The sequence below is a fragment of the Streptomyces sp. NPDC058335 genome, from assembly GCF_042723915.1.
GTDB lineage: Bacteria > Actinomycetota > Actinomycetes > Streptomycetales > Streptomycetaceae > Streptomyces.
The window spans coordinates 172,993-190,411 of sequence record NZ_JBHXHX010000005.1 but is presented as its reverse complement, the minus strand read 5'-3'; the positions used below and the strand labels follow the sequence as shown (position 1 = coordinate 190,411).

The 17,419-nt window shown below is 69.5% G+C and carries 20 protein-coding genes and 2 tRNA genes; 10 read left to right on the top strand and 12 right to left on the bottom strand.

What is annotated here, in order from left to right:
* Window positions 1–69: 69 nt before the first annotated feature.
* The 7 genes from ACFWJX_RS11145 to ACFWJX_RS11115 form a co-directional block, all read right to left on the bottom strand.
* Complete coding sequence (locus ACFWJX_RS11145) at window positions 70–1,347, bottom strand: AAA family ATPase (RefSeq protein ID WP_383240146.1); 1,278 nt, start codon at window positions 1,345–1,347, stop codon at window positions 70–72.
* On the bottom strand, window positions 1,344–1,640 hold the full coding sequence (locus ACFWJX_RS11140) for a hypothetical protein (RefSeq protein ID WP_383240144.1): 297 nt from the start codon (window positions 1,638–1,640) through the stop codon (window positions 1,344–1,346). The genes ACFWJX_RS11145 and ACFWJX_RS11140 overlap by 4 nt, the downstream gene beginning before the upstream one ends.
* Complete coding sequence (locus tag ACFWJX_RS11135; RefSeq protein ID WP_383240141.1) at window positions 1,637–2,233, bottom strand: hypothetical protein; 597 nt, start codon at window positions 2,231–2,233, stop codon at window positions 1,637–1,639. Before ACFWJX_RS11135 ends, ACFWJX_RS11140 begins: the two co-directional genes overlap by 4 nt.
* Window positions 2,230–2,814, bottom strand: a complete 585-nt coding sequence (locus ACFWJX_RS11130; protein WP_383240138.1) for a BN159_2729 family protein — start codon at window positions 2,812–2,814, stop codon at window positions 2,230–2,232. Before ACFWJX_RS11130 ends, ACFWJX_RS11135 begins: the two co-directional genes overlap by 4 nt.
* Window positions 2,811–3,143, bottom strand: coding sequence for a hypothetical protein (locus ACFWJX_RS11125; RefSeq protein WP_383240135.1), 333 nt, complete (start codon window positions 3,141–3,143; stop codon window positions 2,811–2,813). The genes ACFWJX_RS11130 and ACFWJX_RS11125 overlap by 4 nt, the downstream gene beginning before the upstream one ends.
* Window positions 3,140–3,745, bottom strand: coding sequence for an RNA polymerase sigma factor (locus ACFWJX_RS11120; protein ID WP_383240133.1), 606 nt, complete (start codon window positions 3,743–3,745; stop codon window positions 3,140–3,142). The genes ACFWJX_RS11125 and ACFWJX_RS11120 overlap by 4 nt, the downstream gene beginning before the upstream one ends.
* 81 nt (window positions 3,746–3,826) lie before the next feature.
* Window positions 3,827–4,324 carry a hypothetical protein gene (locus tag ACFWJX_RS11115; protein ID WP_383240131.1) on the bottom strand — a complete coding sequence of 166 codons (498 nt, stop codon included), beginning with the start codon at window positions 4,322–4,324 and terminating at the stop codon, window positions 3,827–3,829.
* A 212-nt stretch (window positions 4,325–4,536) separates the two neighbouring features.
* Here ACFWJX_RS11115 and ACFWJX_RS11110 point away from each other — a divergent pair, with 212 nt between their 5' ends.
* The 4 genes from ACFWJX_RS11110 to ACFWJX_RS11095 all read left to right on the top strand — a co-directional run bounded on the left by ACFWJX_RS11110 (window position 4,537) and on the right by ACFWJX_RS11095 (window position 7,083).
* Window positions 4,537–4,983, top strand: coding sequence for a helix-turn-helix domain-containing protein (locus ACFWJX_RS11110; RefSeq protein ID WP_383240128.1), 447 nt, complete (start codon window positions 4,537–4,539; stop codon window positions 4,981–4,983).
* A gap of 235 nt (window positions 4,984–5,218) precedes the next feature.
* A complete protein-coding gene (locus tag ACFWJX_RS11105) occupies window positions 5,219–5,452 on the top strand; it encodes a hypothetical protein (RefSeq protein ID WP_383240126.1) in 234 nt (77 codons plus the stop codon).
* A gap of 16 nt (window positions 5,453–5,468) precedes the next feature.
* Window positions 5,469–6,902, top strand: coding sequence for a tyrosine-type recombinase/integrase (locus tag ACFWJX_RS11100; RefSeq protein WP_383240123.1), 1,434 nt, complete (start codon window positions 5,469–5,471; stop codon window positions 6,900–6,902).
* Window positions 6,903–6,983: 81 nt separating this feature from the next.
* Window positions 6,984–7,083 (top strand) — tRNA-OTHER (locus tag ACFWJX_RS11095).
* Window positions 7,084–7,138: 55 nt separating this feature from the next.
* On the opposite strand, the gene ACFWJX_RS11090 is transcribed toward ACFWJX_RS11095, so the two are convergent.
* On the bottom strand, window positions 7,139–7,480 hold the full coding sequence (locus ACFWJX_RS11090) for a tyrosine-type recombinase/integrase (protein ID WP_383240120.1): 342 nt from the start codon (window positions 7,478–7,480) through the stop codon (window positions 7,139–7,141).
* Between the two features lie 751 nt (window positions 7,481–8,231).
* On the opposite strand from ACFWJX_RS11090, the gene ACFWJX_RS11085 reads away from it, so the two are divergent.
* A complete protein-coding gene (locus ACFWJX_RS11085; RefSeq protein WP_383240118.1) occupies window positions 8,232–8,816 on the top strand; it encodes an ALF repeat-containing protein in 585 nt (194 codons plus the stop codon).
* Between the two features lie 702 nt (window positions 8,817–9,518).
* Here the strand turns inward: ACFWJX_RS11085 and ACFWJX_RS11080 are convergent.
* A complete protein-coding gene (locus ACFWJX_RS11080) occupies window positions 9,519–9,890 on the bottom strand; it encodes a DUF6344 domain-containing protein (protein ID WP_383240115.1) in 372 nt (123 codons plus the stop codon).
* A gap of 339 nt (window positions 9,891–10,229) precedes the next feature.
* On the opposite strand from ACFWJX_RS11080, the gene ACFWJX_RS11075 reads away from it, so the two are divergent.
* Window positions 10,230–10,358: a DLW-39 family protein gene (locus ACFWJX_RS11075; protein WP_003999697.1), complete on the top strand. Its 129-nt coding sequence runs from the start codon at window positions 10,230–10,232 to the stop codon at window positions 10,356–10,358.
* A gap of 221 nt (window positions 10,359–10,579) precedes the next feature.
* A complete protein-coding gene (locus ACFWJX_RS11070) occupies window positions 10,580–11,956 on the top strand; it encodes a hypothetical protein (protein WP_383240112.1) in 1,377 nt (458 codons plus the stop codon).
* Here the strand turns inward: ACFWJX_RS11070 and ACFWJX_RS11065 are convergent.
* Both ACFWJX_RS11065 and ACFWJX_RS11060 read right to left on the bottom strand, forming a co-directional pair.
* Window positions 11,920–13,524 (bottom strand): serine/threonine-protein kinase, encoded by a 1,605-nt coding sequence (locus ACFWJX_RS11065; RefSeq protein WP_383240109.1) that lies wholly within the window; start codon window positions 13,522–13,524, stop codon window positions 11,920–11,922. The genes ACFWJX_RS11070 and ACFWJX_RS11065 overlap by 37 nt on opposite strands.
* Window positions 13,525–13,723: 199 nt before the next feature.
* On the bottom strand, window positions 13,724–14,272 hold the full coding sequence (locus tag ACFWJX_RS11060) for a DNA-binding protein (protein ID WP_363087691.1): 549 nt from the start codon (window positions 14,270–14,272) through the stop codon (window positions 13,724–13,726).
* Between the two features lie 183 nt (window positions 14,273–14,455).
* Here ACFWJX_RS11060 and ACFWJX_RS11055 point away from each other — a divergent pair.
* A tRNA-Ala gene (locus ACFWJX_RS11055) sits at window positions 14,456–14,528 on the top strand.
* A gap of 126 nt (window positions 14,529–14,654) precedes the next feature.
* Here the strand turns inward: ACFWJX_RS11055 and ACFWJX_RS11050 are convergent.
* Complete coding sequence (locus tag ACFWJX_RS11050; RefSeq protein WP_383240105.1) at window positions 14,655–15,359, bottom strand: DUF5324 family protein; 705 nt, start codon at window positions 15,357–15,359, stop codon at window positions 14,655–14,657.
* A gap of 334 nt (window positions 15,360–15,693) precedes the next feature.
* Between ACFWJX_RS11050 and ACFWJX_RS11045 the strand changes: the two genes are divergently transcribed.
* Window positions 15,694–16,221 (top strand): peptidylprolyl isomerase, encoded by a 528-nt coding sequence (locus tag ACFWJX_RS11045; RefSeq protein ID WP_383240103.1) that lies wholly within the window; start codon window positions 15,694–15,696, stop codon window positions 16,219–16,221.
* Window positions 16,222–16,378: 157 nt separating this feature from the next.
* A complete protein-coding gene (locus ACFWJX_RS11040) occupies window positions 16,379–17,272 on the top strand; it encodes a rhomboid family intramembrane serine protease (RefSeq protein ID WP_383240100.1) in 894 nt (297 codons plus the stop codon).
* Window positions 17,273–17,419 lie beyond the last annotated feature (147 nt).

Genomic DNA, 17,419 nt, shown 5'->3' with positions numbered 1-17,419 from the left:
CACCTCCTCTCTGGAAGGTGCGGGACCGCCCCGATGTCTAGCGGGGGCGGTCCCGCGGTCAGTGGTGAATCAGGCGGGCTGTGTGGCCAGGCCGTCGACCTTGGCGGCGCCCTCCAGGCCGTCGACCATGAGGGCGAAGTCAGCGGCCCCGTTCTCGCGCTCGCCGTAGTTGGTGAGCGTGTCGAGGAGGGTCTGGGCCTCGTCCTTGGTCAGCTCGTTCGCGGAGCCGATCTGGCGGTCGATGATCAGAGAGGTGGCCCGGAGCCGGGCCTCCCGCGAGTCCTTGTGGCCGAGGCCGACCTTCGCGAAGCAGGCGTGCATCATCCGCATCTGCGGAGCGCTGACGGGCGTCACCGCCTGGTCTTCCCCGGCATCCGGTGAGGTGGCCGACGGGGCGCCCTGGTCCTGCCCGGCGGGAGGCGTGGACGGCGCCGACGGGGTGCCCGTGACGGGCGTCGCGGCGGGCTTGACGGCCTGCCCGTACTCCTTGATCAGGTCCCCGAGCTTCGCAGGCTCGCCGGTCTTCGGGTGGAGGAGATCGGAGCCGAGGAGGTTCCGGCTCCTGGCCTGGGAGTGCAGCTCCAGCGCTCGGTCATACGTCAGGTTCTCGGCGACCAGCGCGTCCACGATGACCTGGACGGGGTCGACGCCCTGGCCGAGCTGCTCCAGGATCACCTCGGCGAACTCCTCGCCCGGGTGGTGGACCGAGATGCCGGCCAGGCCCGTGTACCTGGTCTTGGTCACGGTGCCGGTGCCCTCGATCATGTCGATGACGACGTCGACTTCGTACTCGGCGCCCTCACGCTGAACCGTTTTGACGCCGACCTTCGTGACCTTCTTCCCTTCCATCTCGTAGTCGTTCTTCGTCCGCATGGTGACGATGACGTGGCCCGGGAAGTTCAGGAGGGCGTCCAGCATGTCCTGCTCCAGCTCGTTGACCGGCGCCCATGCGCTGAACTTGCCGCCGCTGGTCTTCTTCCCCTCCTCTTCGACCCTGGCGAGGAGTCCGCCCTTGCCTGCCCAGTAGTGCGACCAGCTGTCGATGATGAGGACGGCGATGCGGGCCTCGATGGCGGCGTTCACCGCGGCAATCAGGTTCTCCGGGGAGCAGAACGCCATGGGCAGGTGGACGAATTCGTGGGAATCGATGTCCGGACGTCCCGGGACCGGGGCGTACTTGAGGGCGGAGCCGCGCTCGGAGTCGACGACGCCGATCGTGCCGCCCTGGGCGAGGCCCTCGGCCAGGCGGAGAGACGTCTTGGTCTTGCCGCTGCCGCCGGGGCCTTGGAGGGCGATGCGGGCTTTGGCCGTTTCGCGGGTGGCGGGGGCGAAGGAGAAGGTGGTCATGAGGTGCTCCGGGTGCGCTGGGGCGGGAGGGTGGTGCGGAGGGGCGATGCGGCGAGCTGCCGGAAGGCGTTCACGACGGCCATCGAGGCGCCGAAGGCCCGGCGCTTGCGGCGGAACGAGCCGTCGGTGTCGGTTGCGGTCCGCCGGTACTGGCCGGACAGCTGCTCCTCGATGGCGTCCGCCAGCTCGGCGCCGGTCTCCTTGCGGAGCTGGGCGAGGAGGGCGGAGGCCTCCTCGGGCCGCAGGGCGCGGCCGCGGGTGAGCGCCTGGTAGGCGCGGGAGTAGGCGCTCATTCGTCGGCCTCCGGGTCGTACCTGGAGGCGACCTCCAGGGCGGTCACGACGTAGCCGGTGGGCCGCTCGTCTTCGCCGAACGCGGCGACCAGCTCGGAGACGCCCTCCTCTTCGTCCTCGATCCAGTTGAAGGAGGCACCCGACAGGTCACGGCGGGCGTGCGCCTCGCAATGCTGGCGCGCTGCATCGGCAGTGGTGTACAGGCCGAAGACGAACGAGTCCCACGACGCCCGATAGGTCGTCAGCAAGGGCGGCTCGGTGCGAGCCTCCTCGCGCAGGGCCTGCGTGGGTGCGAACGTCCGAGTCAACCGGTCCACCGGTTCGTCGGCGCCCTCCAGCACGGCGACCTGGGAGCGCAACTTGCGGCGCCCGCGCTTCGCCGACTCCAACGCCACTCGGAGCCGCTCGTAGGCCAGCTCCTCGCGCGCCAGATCGGTTCGTACGCGCTCCAGTTCCTGAGCCCCGCCCTCCGGCACGAGCATCCCCAAGCCGATCAGAGTCTCGGCGGCCTGCGACGCCAGCTCCTCGGACGACAACTGCCACGCCGCCCACATGTGCCGACGGGCCCGCGACAGCAATTCCTCGTGCTTCACGTGACCTCACCACCAGCGGCGGTGACGGGCGTCGGCGTGCCGTTGACGGCCGTCAACGGGCCCGTCTGCTGCACGATGTTCGCCAGCGTGCACCGCTCCGGCCGACCGTCCATCGACAGCAGCGGCATACCGTCCTGCGCCTGCTGCCCCTGGAAGAACCAGACGGCACCCTCGGCGTCGCGCTGCGGTCGGGCCAGGTCGTACACGATCCCGTCCAGCTGGAACGGGCGCTTCGCGACCTGCGCCGCCCGCGCCCGGACCTGGGGCAGGTCGTACGCCACGACCGACACCCGGACACCGTCCCGGTAGCCGTCACCGGCCACCGCGTACGGCAACGGGCGCTCCCTGTCGTGGGTGATGCCGAACCAGCGGCGCCACTCGGCCCACTGCGCCTGGTCCGTGATGTGTAGCGCGACCAGGATGCGGTCCCCGTCCGTTTCGATGTTCTGGAGGACGGGGTGCCGGCCGATGTGCTGCTCGATGGCGGCGGCGACGAGGCGGGCCCGCTCGCAGGAGGCGTCCCAGGCGAGGGCCTGCTGCTCCAGCTCGGTCGGCTCCTGCTGCGGGAGGTTCCGGTTCACGCGGCAGCCCCTTCGGTCTTGTGCTTGGCGAGGAAGAAGGCGACCCAGACGTGCAGGTCCACGCGGTTCAAGGCGGTGTCGAAGGTGAGCGTCGTTTTGCCGCTGAGAGTGCCCGTGTGGACGTCCTCGGGGGCGACGTTCAGGGCCTCACGCCAGGCTTCGAGCTGGGCCGGGTTGTCCAGCAGTGCGCTGATCTTGGTCGGCTCGTGGTTGCTGGACGTGAGGTACGCGGGCGGGAGCGTCGGGTGCTGCTCGGCCAGGAGGGCGATCAGCGAGAGTGCGCGGGACTGGGCCCCGAGGCTGGCGCCGGTGTGGATCGACTCCGTCATGCCGCTGCCTCCTCGGAGGTGAGGGCCTTCCGCATCAGCTGTGTCGCCCGGAACTGGAGCGTCTTCGTGGCACCGATGCCCTTGCCGAGCGCGGCCGCCGTCTCCGGGATCGACAGCTCGGCCAGGAATCGCAGCTCGATGCACTTCCGCTGGTACGGGGTCAGGGACTGCATGGCCATCACGACCGTCTCGGTCGCCTCGGCGATGTCCAGCTCCCGCATGGCGTACGTCTCGGCGCTGCGGTCGCGGTCGTCCTCGGTGTCGAACATCTCGCCCACCGACAGCTCCAGCCGGGTACGGCTGAGCTTGCAGTGGTCCAGGTGCAGGTTCCGCGCGATGACCGACAGCCACGCACCGAAGCCGCCCCCGGACACGTTCCAGGAGAAGTTTCCGATCTTGTGGAGGGCCCGCGCGAACGTCTCCTGCGTGAGGTCCTCGGCGAGGTGCCGGTCCCTCGTGCGGTTGTAGAGGAAGGCGAACACCTGGTCGCGGTGCGTGGTGTAGAGGGCGGCAAACGCGCTGCTGTCGCCGCCCTGGGCGCGGGAGACCAACTTGGTCTCCGCACCCCTCTGGCTGATCTTGCCGTTAGCCTGTTTGGACACGGCCTGTTTCTCCTTGGCGTAGGGGTGTTGCAGGTGGTGCGGGGGCCGTCCCGGGTCGCATCCGGGGCGGTCCCACGTGTGTCAGGCGGCGGTGCGCTGCCGCATCGCGTCGAGGACGGCGTGCGGGTCGAAACGGCGAGAGCTGCCGACGTAGATCAGGCCGGGCCAGACCTCGCCGCGCTGCTTCGCCTCCTGGATCTGCTTGTCGATCCAGCTCCGGGACTTGCGGAGAAAGCCGGCCAGCTCCTGCTGGTCCATCAGCCGCTCCGGCAGGTCCGACTTCCGCCGTTCGCCTGTCTGCGATCTACGTGTAGATGTAGATTCCGTGAGCATGAGAACCGGCGTGGTGAAGAGGTCGTCGACCTCCTTGCCGAGCGCCGAGGCGATCAGCTCTGCGGCCCGGTCGCTGCACTCGTCGCGGCCGGTCTTCCCGGCTCCGGCGATGAAGCCGACCAGCGCTCGGGAAAGGCCGGCGCCCTCCGGGTCTACATCCTTCGTGCGGGCGGCGAGGCGCGGGATGTCCAGTCCGGCCGCCTTCATGGCGGCCCGCAGCGGGGCACCTTTGTCACGTCGTCGCATGGTAAAACCTCCGGCGCATGGCCGAATTGGGGTCCCGCAGATCCGGTTGACCTGCGATATCTACAATCTACGTGTAGATGCAGATCGCGTCAAGGGTGGCGCACAGGGGCGTGGATACGCTGCGGAGGGGCGCGCGGGGGCGGTGTAGATGCGCCGGTGCACCGTCAAATACAGGTCATCGATCCACGATCTACTTGCGCATGTAGATGCGCATGCCCGATCCTCTGAACGTGACGAGCCCCCAGCACCACCCCGGCGAGCAAGGCCCCGCCGAGGACCACGCCCACCGAGGCGAGGACCTGGCGGCACTACTCGGGCGCCTCCTGGAGGAGGCGCGTCCTGCCGGCAAGACCCAGAAGGACCTGGCCACCGAGGCTGGCATCCCCTACGCAACCCTCAATGCATGGGTCAACCGCACCAGGGGGACGTCGCGCATCGAGCCGGACAAGCTCCGGGCGTTGGTCGGTGTCTTCCGCCGCTGGGGTCTCGAGGTGACGCCCAAGGAGATGTTCAGCGCGATCGGCAAGGCTGTCCCTGGTCGCGCCGGCGACGAGCGCGAGGCCAGGCTGCTGCGGATCTACCGGGAGTTGCCAGAGGAGAGGCAGCGTGACCTGGTGAAGGATGCCGAGGCCATGCTGCGGATTAGTCGTGTCTCGTAACACCCAGTAAGGGTTGCCTAACTGAGGGCATCTTGTTTCGGCCGATTTCCAGACCGACATGAGGGGGTATGTCCAGGTTTTGTTCAGCGGAAAACAAACCACGCTGGATAGGCCAAACGATCTTCGCATTATCTGCACGCACAGGTACGATCGGTCACCCGCTGTCCTCCCGGAGCGGGTAGTTCCGCGTCATACGTACAGCCCTGGGGGGATACCTGTGTGCATCCGCATCGCCGTGGCCGACGATCTCCCGAAGATCGCCACCTGGGACCCGGACGAGGTCACCATCCTCGTAAACAGGGGCACCCACCCCCATGACCTGATCAGAGAACTGCACGCGATCCTCACGGTCGACCTCGGCGCACCGAGCATTCCCGGCGCCGGCCTCCACTGCTTCTGCGGCGACCCCCTGCAACTCCCGCGCGAGTTCACCCCGGTCCCCGCCCTGTCCGGCGCACCCACTCTCTGATCAGGAGTCCAGCACCATGGTGCGCAAGAAGACGGCGGCGGCAGCCCAGGCCGCCTCCAAGAATCCACGCCCCAACCCGTCCATGCGCTGCGGCTGCCCACCGTGCCTGAAGAGGCACCCAGGCGACCGCCCGCCGGCCGAGGAGCACACCGGCAGCTGGGAAGCGCGCTACTTCGACCCCTCCGGAAAGGAACGCAGCAAGACCAAGCCGACCTACGACGAAGCCGTTGCTTTCCTGGAGCAGACCCGCACCGAGATGCGCCAGCGGACGTGGATCGACCCAGCCCGCGGCGAGATCACCCTCGGCGCCTGGTGGCGGTTGTGGTGGCCGACCCAGACCAAGGGGCGCACGCGGATTGAGGACTGGACGCAGTCGCAGTTGCGCGACGAAGCGATGTGGCGTATCCACATCGCGCCCACTCTCGGCAAGTACAAGCTGTACGAGCTGGCGTGGCTGGAGATCCAGACCTGGGTGAACTCGCTGCACGACGAGAACGGCGGCGCGCTCGCGGCCAGCTCGGTGACGAAGTGCTTCCAGGTCCTGGACCGGATGCTGGAGTCAGCGAAACGGGACCGTCGTGTCCCCTATAACGCGGCTGAGGGCGTGCGCTTGCCGACGATCAAGAAGAAGCACCCGGAGGACCGGCGGCCGCCGTCGTACGCACAGCTGTGGCTGATCCGGCAGAAGCTCCCCGCGCACTTCGAGGCGCTGCTGATCGTCGCCCAGGAGACCGGGCTCCGCTTCCAGGAGCTGGCCGGACTCCGCTGGTGCAACGTGGACTTCGAGGGCCGGCGGATCCACGTCCGCGAGGTCCTGGTGGAGCCGCGCGGGAAGATCAAGCGCAAGGAGTACCCGAAGTCGGACGCTGGTCTGCGGTCGGTGCCGCTCACTGGTCTCGCCGCTCGGGTGCTGCGCGAGCTGTGGGCAGACGAGCCGGGCGCCAGCCGGGCTGTGTCGGAGCCGAAGGACGGGCTCTGCGAGGAGGAGCTGGTGTTCCACGGCCGGAACAAGGTCCGTCGCGGGACGAAGAAGATCGATGGTGTCGGCGAGCCGTACCGCGCTCCTCTCCGGCGGTCTGCGTTCCGGCGGGTATGGACGGACGCCATCGAGAAGGCCGGCGTCGTGCGGAAGAAGGTCCGCACCGTCACCGTCCAGCAGCTGGACGAAGCCACCGGCCGGACGCGGCCGGTCGAGGTCGAGCGCACGGACTGGTGGCCCGACTTCCACGACACCCGGCACGCCTTCGCCTCGAGGCTGCACGATCGCGGGGTGCCGGAGGTCATTACGCAGGAGATCCTCGGGCACGAGCGGGCGGGCGAGGTGACGTGGATTTACACGCACGCGGCTGCGGACTATCCCGGGCAGGTGCTCGCCGCGTTGGAGGAGGGCAAGCCGGGCGTCCCCGTACGAAGGCCGGGGCGCAGGCTGCGGGCTGTTGCTGCTGCGTGAGCTACCCCGGAATTACCCCGGGAGGGCGCTAGGGCCCACAGGGGTCGAGTGAGAATGCACAGGGTAGACGGACGTAGATTCGGGGTTGTGCCGCAGGTCAGGTGAGCTGCGGAGATCCACTAGATAGGCCTGAATCCTGATAAGGATGAGGCCACAGGTTCAAATCCTGTTAGCCCCACCAGCGAGAAGACCCCCGGTCCACTTGGGCCGGGGGTCTTTGACATCTACGGGTGACATCAGCCGATGAGCGGATCTTCGAGGAGTTCGGCGAGCATCGTCACGGCCTCGCGTTCCCCGTCGCCCACCACGTGGGTGTAGACGTCCATGGTCATGCTGATCTGGCTGTGCCGCAGGATCGCCTGAGCCACCTTCGGATGCACTTTCAGGAAGGCGAGCAGGGTGCCGCAGGTGTGCCGCGCGAGGCGGACCGTGACGCGGCGGACGCCGGCCCGCTTCACCAGACGGTCGAAGGTCCGGGAGGAGCCAACCGGGTCGATCATGCCGCCGTGCTCCGAGGAGAAGATCAGGTCATGGCCGGGCTCCTGTGCCCAGTGCTCACCGGCGATCTTCCGTTCCACCTCTCTTGCAGCTCCCGACGCTCCTCCAGGACGCGCGCGCAGAACTCCGGCAGCGGGAGCACCGCCTGTGACGACTCGGTCTTGAGGTCCTTGAGGACCAGGCCGACGCCCTTGACCGGCCGACCATGCGCCTCAGAGCGTTCGGTTGGAGATCACGGATCTTGCTGCGCACAGCATCCCCAGGCCGATTCGCTGCCAGATCTCCGTGCAACGGCCGCACTGTGCCCCCCTCTGCGTGTGCCTTCCACTAGGCCACCATGGAGGCATGAGCAGGCCAAGCCACCTATCAGCCATGGAGCTGTTACAGGTTTCTCTACCTTCAAAGGCCCGCGCGAGGCGCGGGCAGGCCCCCTTGGGCCGACCCCTCTGCGTCTTCGGCGCCGGGGTCGGCCGATGGGGCCGCAGCGAAGCAACGGCTCGAAGGTAGAGCCCGCATAGCGTGCGACGGTCAAAGACGATGCCTCTGGCGGGGGATCGGCCGGGCCCTGGGAGGAGGGGGCGCCGTCGCCGACCGCGGGCCCGTAGATGGCGTGCGCGGGAGAGTGGTGCGTCGAGGCAGAGCGGGCCGTTTATGCCGCGAATACATAACGGGACGCAGCGGTCCTTCGGACGGCGGGTCAGCCGCAGTGATGCGAGCCACCGGCAAGCGGGATCGGCGGTGGCTGCCTGATTAAGGCACTGCGCCGGCCCATCCCCTTCTGGGAGAATTCCAGCGCCTCGCTCCTTGAAGATGACAAAGGTGGTTGACCTCATGAGATCGACTCGCGTGATCCTTGCTGTGGCCGCAGGCGCTCTTGCCCCGGCGCTGTTGCTCGCTACGCCGTCCATGGCCGCCTCCATCGCCCCCGCAGTCACTGTCGTGACGGCCAGCTCGCCCTACGACGAGATGAGTGTGGACGACCTGCGGGTGGCGATATCCCGCATCCTCGCCGACCCCGACAGCGGCAAGCGCGTGATCCGGGAGGCGAACGCGCTCCTCGACAGCGGCACCGTGGAGGAGATGCGCGCTTGGCTGGAGACGGGCTATCCCCTTGCCCAGGCCGAGGACGACCGGGTCGCGCTCGCCAGGATCCTCGCCGACCCGGACAGCGGCAAGCGCGTCATTGCGGAAGTCAACCAGCTTCTCGACAACGACAATCCTCAGCAGACGCGCGCTTGGCTGGAGACGGGTTACCGCCTTGCCCAGGCCGAGGACGATCGGGTCGCCATTTCCCGGCTTCTCGCTAACCCCAACATCAGCGACGCCCTGCGCGCAGCGGCCGGCGCTGCCCTCGATGACAACACCCCAGAAGCGCTGCGCCACTTCCTGGAGGTCGGTCGGTACGAGGTCGGCTAGTGGCCGGTCCGACGAATCATGCCTAGCGGGCGTGGGGTGCCCTGCGTCGACTCCTTGTCCGCGAGCCCTCGGTGTTGCCGTTTGCGTTGATACCCATCTCATGGTTTCTGCTTCGGAACGGTCGATGAGCTCGACCGCCCCGGCGCGTGACATCAGCAGCTGACACCAACAGACACGAACCAGCCCGGTTACTGCCGAATCTCGTTGGACGTCCAGCCTGCGGTCAACGGCGAAGATTCGTGGCTGAGCAATGCCTGTGATCTACCTGATAAGGATGAGGCCACAGGCTCAAATCCTGTTAGCCCCACCAGTACGAAGGCCCCCGACCGGTCAGGTGGGGGGCCTTCGGCGTGTGTGCGAAGGGTTGGGCGGAGCCGCATTCGGTGTCGGTGTCGGGGTCGGGTGCTCCGGGTGGGGCGGCCGCCGGGGCTCGGGCTGAGGGTGTCGGAGCGGCCGAGCTGTTGGTGTGCCGTGTGCTGTGGGATGACTGAGGGCGCCGGGCCGGCGGGGTGGTGGACCTGCCGACCGGTGGTGAGTCCGGTGGACGGGCGGTGGGTCCGGTGGGCGGGAGGGACGGTTCGGCGGTGGGCATGGCGAAGGCCCGGTTGCTCCTGGGGGAGCTGCCGGGCCTGCATCGTGCGGCTGTACGCAAGTTCGCCGTTACGTCGTGATCTTGGTGGTGGTGGGGGGGTGTGCCCGGGGTCAGCGCTGGAGGGGTGCGGCGGGCTCGGCGGCCGGGCCGGTCTCGAGGTCGTCGCAGGGGGCCGTGAGGTGGTCGTCCGGTTCCGTCTCGGGGAGCGGGCTGTGGCGGCAGCTGGGGGACTTGCCGTGGGCCTCCGCGTGGATGCGCTGCTTCATCGTGGGGGGCAGGGACCGGGCGAGGACCCAGGCCCAGGGTGAGGCGGCCGCCACGTTCGCGGGTACGGCGCTGTCGCTCTCGCTGCTGTTGCGCGTCGGCTCGCTCTGCGCTACCGCCGCCGTGGCGGTGGTGGTGACGAGTCCGAGCGCCGTGCACAGCGCGAGGAAGGCGGTGACGAGGACGGTCCACAGCTTCATGACCCGGTTGTCGGTCATGGCCCCTCACTTTCGGGTTGGGCGATTTGCGTACTTTCCTCATGATGTGTATGAGGACCGAGAAGTGGTGGACCGACGCTCGTGGCGTGGCGTTGTTCCGATGAACACCACCCGGATGGGCGCAAGTGGGCTGATAGTCCCCCGAAGGCGGGCGAAGTAACCGTCCGTGCGGGTGTGATCACCCTCCGATCCGAGGGTCTGATCCTCTGCCGTCGCCCCGTCTACTGGGCTGTCGAGGGCGGGAGTTGAGGGGCCGACGCAGGTCACCGATCGGTATCGGTCGGTGTGTATAGTCGGGCGCCAGAAGTCCCCTACGCCAAGGAAAGACGAGGTCGCGCGGTGAAGAAGCTTCTCCTGGTCGCACTGGCCGCCATCGGCGGGCTCCTCGTGTACCGCCAGATCCAGGCGGATCGCGCCGAGCAGGATCTGTGGACGGAGGCGACTGACTCCGTGCCCACGGGTTCTTGAGTACCGATACCGAAAACTGATCAGACCCCGGCCGCTCAGCGCGGTCGGGGTTTTGTGTTGCGGAGGACGCCGACCGCGGTTAGAGGCAGTCGACGCGGATCGGAGGCAGCCGTTTCGGACGTTCGTGCGGGATGCGCGGGTGCCGCGTGGGTCGGCAGGGCAGGATGGCCCACGGCCGGGTGCGGACAGGGCCGGTGCCGGCGAGGGCGAGGTGGCGTGTGATGGGCCGGCGTACGGGGTGGGTGAGCGCACTGCGCGAGGTCGTGGTGCGGACGGCCGTCGGGCGGGTCGTCGCGGTGGCGGCGGCGTTCTGCGTGGTCTCGGCCGGGCTGCCGGGGACCGTGGCCGAGGCCGCCGGTGCGGCGGACGCGCCGTCCTACGCCTTCGACCGGAACGCCCGCGGCATCACCGCCGCCAAGGGCACCACCGATGCCGTACGCCTGGAGCCGGGTACCACGTACCGCAGCACCCTCGCGGGCCGCGAGAAGGTCTACTACCGGCTGGAACTCGACGACGTCTCGAACGCGTACGTCTCCGTCACGGCCGTCCCGCGCGAGGGCACGACGCTCGCCAGCGGCGACGGCATCAGGGTGTCCGTGCAGAACGCCGACAGCGGCAGCTGCTCCTACGACACCGTGACCGTGGGCGCCTCCAGGGAAGCGCACCCGATCACGGCCTGGGGGGCGCGCGAGATCCTGGCCGGCAAGGGGCTGTGCCAGGGGGCCGGCACCTACTTCCTGGTGGTCGAGCGCACCGAGACCAGCACCGAGGACGGGCGGCCCTGGGAACTGGAACTCACGCCCGTGTCCGAGCCGCCGTCGGCCGGGGCCGGTGCGACGAGCGTGCCCGAGGTGTGGAACTCCGCGACGCCCGCCCCTCTCGTCGAGGAACCCGTGGACCGTCCGGGCGGCGGTGGCTTCTCCGACGCGACCGCCGTGCGGCAGGGCGTCTGGCGGGACGAGATCGTCCCCGGCCAGACCCTCTTCTACAAGGTGCCCGTCGACTGGGGACAGCAGCTGTACGCCACCGTCGACCTGGACAGCGCGGGCACCGACTCCGGATTCGTGGTGCCGGCCCTGGACCTGACGGCGTACAACCCGGTGCGCGCCGAGATCGCCGACACGAGCATCGGCTACGGCGGCACCCAGAAGTCGACCTCCCTGCCCCTCCTGCCGCCGGTCCGTCACGTCAACCGGTACGCCCCCACGGACCCCACGCAGAGCCTGCGGTTCGCGGGCTTCCACTACCTCGCCGTGTATCTCTCGGCGCACGTCGCCGAACGCTTCGGCGACGGTCCCTACGGGGTGAAGCTGCGCGTCCGGATCGGCGGGACCGCGCAGGCCGGACCGGCGTACGAGGGCGATTCGGTGCCGAGCGGCGTGTTCGACACCGGCACGCGGGCCGGGCCGAGCGCCTCGGCGGGCGGCACGGCCGGCGGCGGTGACGGCGGTGGGGGCGACGGTGCGATGACGGCGGTCGCCGTGGGCGGCATCGGTACCGGCAGCGCGCTGCTGCTGGTGCTCGGCGTGTGGACGGTGACGGCCCGGCGCCGCGCCTCCGCTCAGATCCGGGCCAGTGCCCAGAACCCGACGGCGTAGCAGGCCAGGGCCATCAGCAGGAGCGGCAGCGCGACCTTGGCGGGCGGTCCGGGGCGCCGGGGCGTCCGGGCCCGGCGGTGACCCCGGCGCCGGGCGCGGTCCGGCTCGGCCGGGGGCGGGAGAAGAGGGGCCGCGGGAGGGGCAGCCTGCGGGTCCTGAGCGGTGTACGAAGCGGTGGAGGCATCGACGCGCCGCTCGGCCGCGGGACGGGGCGGCAGCACGAAGGTGGTCTCGCTCGGGGGGCCGGGGGCCGCCGGCCGCGGGGCTGTGCCCGGGTGCAGAGGGGGCGGCAGATGGAAGCTGCCGGTGTCCGACATGGAGCGGCCGGGACCGGCGGACGAGGCCTCCACGGGCTGACGCGGACCGTTCGTCGAGGAGTGCGTGACGCGCTGCGGATCGGATGACCCCGGTAAGGCCTCGTCGGCGCCCGTGCCGTGCGGTACGGCACCTGCACCCGGGTCCGGTCCGGCCGACGGCACGGGAGCCCATTCCGGCGGCGGCACCGGAGCCTGCACGGGGGGTGGTCCGGGCGGCGGGGCCGCCGGAGTCCCGGACGTAACGGAGCCCGTGCCCGGCCACGCCGGGAGGGGGTCCCGGTCCGGCCGGGCGGGAGTGGACCCGGTGGTGTCCTGCTGTGGGGAGGTCCGGCCGAAGGATGAGGGTGTCCCGGCCGTTCCCGGTGGCGGTTTCAAGGGGCCCTGCGGGCCGAACCCCTCCGGCAGGGGCCCGAGTTGATCGAATATCTCGATCTGTTCGTCGTCCGAGCCGGGCTCGGGGAGCAGCTCGACGGCCGCGGCGAGTGCCTTGCGCGCACCTGTGGCCGTGCGGAAGCGGGCTTGCGGGTCCGGTTGCAGCAGCGTGGCCACGACCTGCCACAGCGGCTCCGGAACTCCCTTGGGGGGACCCGGAGTTCCATGCTCCGCGAAGTACTGGAGGAGCGCCTTGGCGTCCGGCTTGGCTCCCTCCAGGAGGTACAGGGCGACCAGACCGACGGCGAACAGGTCAGCGGGGAAGTCGGGTTCGGCGCCCATCATCTGCTCGGGCGCGAGGTAACCGGGCGTTCCCACCACGAGGTTGGTCTCGGTCAGACGCGGTTCGCCCAGCCGCATCGCGATGCCGAAGTCGGACAACCGCAGCCGCGGCCTGGCCGTGCCGGTGGCCTCCAGCAGGATGTTGGCGGGCTTGATGTCACGGTGGACGACGCCCTCCGCGTGGACCGCGGAGAGTCCGGACAGCAGTTGGTCGACGAGGGTGCAGACGAACAGGGGAGGGAGGGGGCCGTAGTCGCCCACGAGGTGGACCAGGGAGCCGCCGGCGACCAGGTCCATGGTGAAGAGGACCTTGTCGTCGTCGGCGGCCCAGCTGGCGGGGGCGAGGACATGGGGATGGTCGATACGCAGCGCCTGCTCGCGCACGAAGCGGAGCAGCGCGTGGGCGTCGCTCTGCTGGAGCACCTTGGCGGCCACATAGCGGCGGCGGCGATGGTCCCAGGCACGCCAGACGGCGCCGACCCCTCCGCGGCCGATCGGGTCGGCGAGTTCGTAGCGTGCGGCGAAGACCTCACCCATGGCGGTGCGTCGCTCCTCCCCCTCGGATTCCCCCTGCTGTCCCCTCGCTACCCGGTGATGAGTGATACGACCCCCGTGGCCCGTCACGATCCGGCTCGCGTCATCCCCCGGCGAAGTGCGCCACCCCTGCGCCCTCCGCGGTCCCGCACTGTGCCGTCGGCCCGGTCGCCGAACCCCCTTCGGTCACCGGGCCAGCGGCTCAGTTCTGGTGGGACTGGTAGTGCGCCACGGCGTCCGAGGTGCGTCCGGCGCCGTAGACCTTGAGGAACTCTGCCAGTTCCGGGTGGGTCGGGGCGAGGGTGTCGGCCGCGTCGATGATGTCGCCGGCGGCGGCCACCGAGCGCAGCAGCGACTGGATCTCACGGACGACCCGCTTGACCGTGGGCGCACCCGAACCGCTCGTCGTCTGCGTGGTGTTGCTGAGCACCGATCCCCCTTGCGACCGCTTGATCTCGTCCATGCGCTCGGTCGCCTCGGCGGCACTGACGCTGCCGTCCGCGACCTGGGCCGCCAGTTCCTGCAACAGCTGTACCCGCTGCACGACCGCCGGGTTGCCGATCTTCGCCCGCTGCCCGCTCATCAGCTGGGACAGCATGGGCGCCGACAGCCCCAGCACCCCCGCGAGACGAGCCTGGTTGAGACCAAGATCGTCGATGAGCTTACGGAAGAGCGCCCCCAGCGGCTCCCCGTACCAGTTCCGCTGCAGTTCCCGCGCTCTCGCGGTGGCTTCCTGCTGTGCGGCGTCCATGTGCGTCTCCCCATCGCTTCCCCAAGAAACCGCGGTTCGCTGTAGCGAACCACGCGGAGCATCTTACGGAGAGTGGTCATCCGCGGGGACCCCCAATCTTTTTGCGAGATACGGGGGGTGACCCGGTACTCTGGTCCTCGGCGCCCGCCCGGATCGTTTCCTCCGGCTGGACGCTTCCCATGAGGGGCCTTAGCTCAGTTGGTAGAGCGCTGTCTTTGCATGGCAGATGTCAGGGGTTCGACTCCCCTAGGCTCCACATCGAAAGAGCCCCTCCATCCGGCGACCACCGGATGGAGGGGCTCTTTCGCGCGCTGTCGGGCTGTCGGGCTGTGGCGCTGTTTCACGTGAAACGTGGGCGGAGGCGCGGAGACGGCGGAGAAGCTCAGCCGCGGTCCTCGCGGTTCGAGGTCTCCTCGTTCTCCTTCGCCTGCACCTCGGGGTCGAGGGCCGAGGCATCGCCGCTGCTTCCGTCCACGGACGTCAGTCCGCCCGCGGCGGGTACCTCGGTGGCGGCGGGCGGCTCGACCAGCCAGTCCGGGTTGGCCTGCTTGTCCCACCACTTCCAGGCGGCAAAGGCACCTCCGGCCACGACACCGGCCAGTGCCAGTGCCTTGGCGATCTTGCCGGCCTTGGCTCGGCGGCGGTGCTTGCGCACCAGCTTCTGGATGTCCTTCGGCGTCACCTGACCGCGCAAGGCGGCCATCGCGGCGACACTGCGGGCGGCGGCCTCGCCCTTCACAGGCCCGGCCGCGGCCACCGCCTGTTCGAGCTTCGGCCGGGAGTAGTCGGCGGCCTGCCGTGCGGCCAGGCGCGTACGGCAGGCAGCTTCATGAGCGGCCTGGTCGACCTTCGGTGGGACATGCGCCCTCGCCTGCTCCAGGCGGGGCGCCACCCGGGCGTCGTACTGGACGCGGGCCTGTTCGGCGGCTTGGGACACCTTGGGCGCGAGCCGTACGCGGGCCTCGTGCGCGTAGAGCGCGGCCCTCTCCTTGGCCGTGTCGGCGTAGGGCGCCACCACTTCCGCGGCGTGCAGCACGCTGTCCTTCGCCGAACCGGTCGCGGCGCGCACGCTGTCGATGCGGGTCACGGGTTCCTCCTCCTCGGTGGCGTACGGTATTTCGACTTTCCACCCTTTTACGGATCATGCCTGCCGATGGCCTCCGGGGCATACGCGGACGGGCATACGGGTGCCGGACGTCCCGGGTTTTCTTGATCGGATACAAGAGCGGATGAATACGGGGCAACGGGAACTTGTCGTCGACAATGCCACGGATCGGCCCGCCTTGCCCCCGTCCCGGACGGGTCCGGCGCTTTTCCGTACGCGAAGTGGGCGGTTCCTGTGCATGCGGCGGCGGCCGGGCGACGGCCCGCCGTGGGCGTGCGAGGATCGATGAGCACAGGAAGACAACGGAAGGCAGATCGTGGCTGAGCAGCTCTACGCCACCCTGAGGACCAGCCAGGGCGACATCGAGGTCCGGCTCTTCCCGGACCACGCGCCCAGGACGGTCAAGAACTTCGTCGACCTTGCCACCGGCGGGCGGGAGTGGACCCACCCCGCCACCGGCGAGAAGTCCTCGGCCAAGCTCTACGACGGCACGGTCTTCCACCGGGTGATCAGCGGATTCATGATCCAGGGCGGTGACCCGCTGGGCAACGGCACCGGTGGGCCCGGCTACCAGTTCGAGGACGAGTTCCACCCGGACCTGCGCTTCGACCGGCCGTACCTGCTGGCGATGGCCAATGCCGGGCCGAACACCAACGGCTCGCAGTTCTTCCTCACCGTCTCCCCGACGGCCTGGCTGACCCGCAAGCACAGCATCTTCGGCGAGGTCACCGACCCGGCGAGCCAGAAGGTCGTCGACGCGATCGCGGGCGTCCAGACCAACCCGCGCACCAAGCGTCCGCTGAAGGACATCGTCATCGAGTCGGTCGTCGTCGAGAAGCGATAGCTCCTCTTCCGAGTGCCGGGCCTTCTGCCCTGGGCGCCGGGCCGCGCATCGGGCCGCACGCAGGTCGGCGCCTGGTTCGCCGCGGGAACCAATTGCCCCGCTCGTCCGTAAGGACGGTCGGGGCACGGCCTTGTTCACGAAGAGATCGGGGGAGCCCATGGATCAGGCGCCAGGCAGCCGGCCGGATGACGCCCAGAGCGGTGTGCCGGTCTGCTACCGGCACGCGGGCCGCGAGACCGGCGTGCGCTGCACGCGCTGCGAGCGTCCGATCTGCCCCGAGTGCATGGTGAGCGCCTCCGTCGGCTTCCAGTGTCCGGAGTGTGTGCGGGGCGGCTCCGGCACGGGGCACGCGCCGGAGGCGAATCGGCCCCGCACCCTCGCGGGCGGCACTGTCGAGGCCGACCCGCACCTGGTCACTAAGGTTCTCATGGGCCTCTGTGTCGCGGTGTTCGTGGTGCAGATGGCCGTCGGGGACCGGTTCACCGACCGGTTCAGCCTGCTGGGGCTGGCGTACGTGCCCGAGCTGGGATCGGTGCAGGGTGTCGCCGAGGGGCAGTGGTACCGGCTGCTGACCTCGATGTTCATGCACCTGGACTACTTCCACATCTTCTCCAACATGCTCAGCCTCTGGTTCATCGGCCGGTACGTGGAGGAGGCGCTCGGCCGCACCCGCTATCTCGCCCTCTACCTGCTGTCCGGTCTGTCGGGCGGAGCGCTGGCCTACCTGCTCAACGAACCCAACGCGCCCTCGCTCGGGGCCTCGGGCGCCATCCTCGGTGTCTTCGGCGCCCTCGCGGTCCTGATGCGCCGGCAGCGCTACGACATGCGGCCGGTCGTCGCGATGCTGGTGATCACGCTGATCATCACCTTCGGGTGGAGCAACATCTCCTGGGAGGCCCACATCGGCGGCCTCGTCGGCGGTGCCGTCATCGGTCTCGCCATGGTCCACGCCCCCCGCGACCGGCGGACCCTGGTCCAGTACGGCACCTGTGCGCTGGTGCTGGCCGCGGTCGTGGTGGTCACGCTCCTGAGGACCGCCCAGCTCACCTGAGCGCGGCGCCGGACACCGGGTTGTCCACAGCGAGTGCCCGATCTTGTGCATACCGTGCGGGAACAACTGTGCCCCCTGTCACCGACCCGTGTTTCCGCAGGTCAGGCAGGGGGCGAACAGGTTTTCGAGTGTTGGCCGTTCTTCACA

What these genes read in the sequence shown, in the direction of transcription:
- ACFWJX_RS11115 (WP_383240131.1), bottom strand. Translation starts at nt 4,324, where the DNA reads ATGCGACGACGTGACAAAGGTGCCCCGCTGCGGGCCGCCATGAAGGCG.
- ACFWJX_RS11085 (WP_383240118.1), top strand. Translation starts at nt 8,232, where the DNA reads ATGAGATCGACTCGCGTGATCCTTGCTGTGGCCGCAGGCGCTCTTGCC.
- ACFWJX_RS11080 (WP_383240115.1), bottom strand. Translation starts at nt 9,890, where the DNA reads ATGACCGACAACCGGGTCATGAAGCTGTGGACCGTCCTCGTCACCGCC.
- ACFWJX_RS11065 (WP_383240109.1), bottom strand. Translation starts at nt 13,524, where the DNA reads ATGGGTGAGGTCTTCGCCGCACGCTACGAACTCGCCGACCCGATCGGC.
- ACFWJX_RS11060 (WP_363087691.1), bottom strand. Translation starts at nt 14,272, where the DNA reads ATGGACGCCGCACAGCAGGAAGCCACCGCGAGAGCGCGGGAACTGCAG.
- ACFWJX_RS11145 (WP_383240146.1), bottom strand. Translation starts at nt 1,347, where the DNA reads ATGACCACCTTCTCCTTCGCCCCCGCCACCCGCGAAACGGCCAAAGCC.
- ACFWJX_RS11140 (WP_383240144.1), bottom strand. Translation starts at nt 1,640, where the DNA reads ATGAGCGCCTACTCCCGCGCCTACCAGGCGCTCACCCGCGGCCGCGCC.
- ACFWJX_RS11125 (WP_383240135.1), bottom strand. Translation starts at nt 3,143, where the DNA reads ATGACGGAGTCGATCCACACCGGCGCCAGCCTCGGGGCCCAGTCCCGC.
- ACFWJX_RS11070 (WP_383240112.1), top strand. Translation starts at nt 10,580, where the DNA reads ATGGGCCGGCGTACGGGGTGGGTGAGCGCACTGCGCGAGGTCGTGGTG.
- ACFWJX_RS11040 (WP_383240100.1), top strand. Translation starts at nt 16,379, where the DNA reads ATGGATCAGGCGCCAGGCAGCCGGCCGGATGACGCCCAGAGCGGTGTG.
- ACFWJX_RS11110 (WP_383240128.1), top strand. Translation starts at nt 4,537, where the DNA reads ATGCCCGATCCTCTGAACGTGACGAGCCCCCAGCACCACCCCGGCGAG.
- ACFWJX_RS11100 (WP_383240123.1), top strand. Translation starts at nt 5,469, where the DNA reads ATGGTGCGCAAGAAGACGGCGGCGGCAGCCCAGGCCGCCTCCAAGAAT.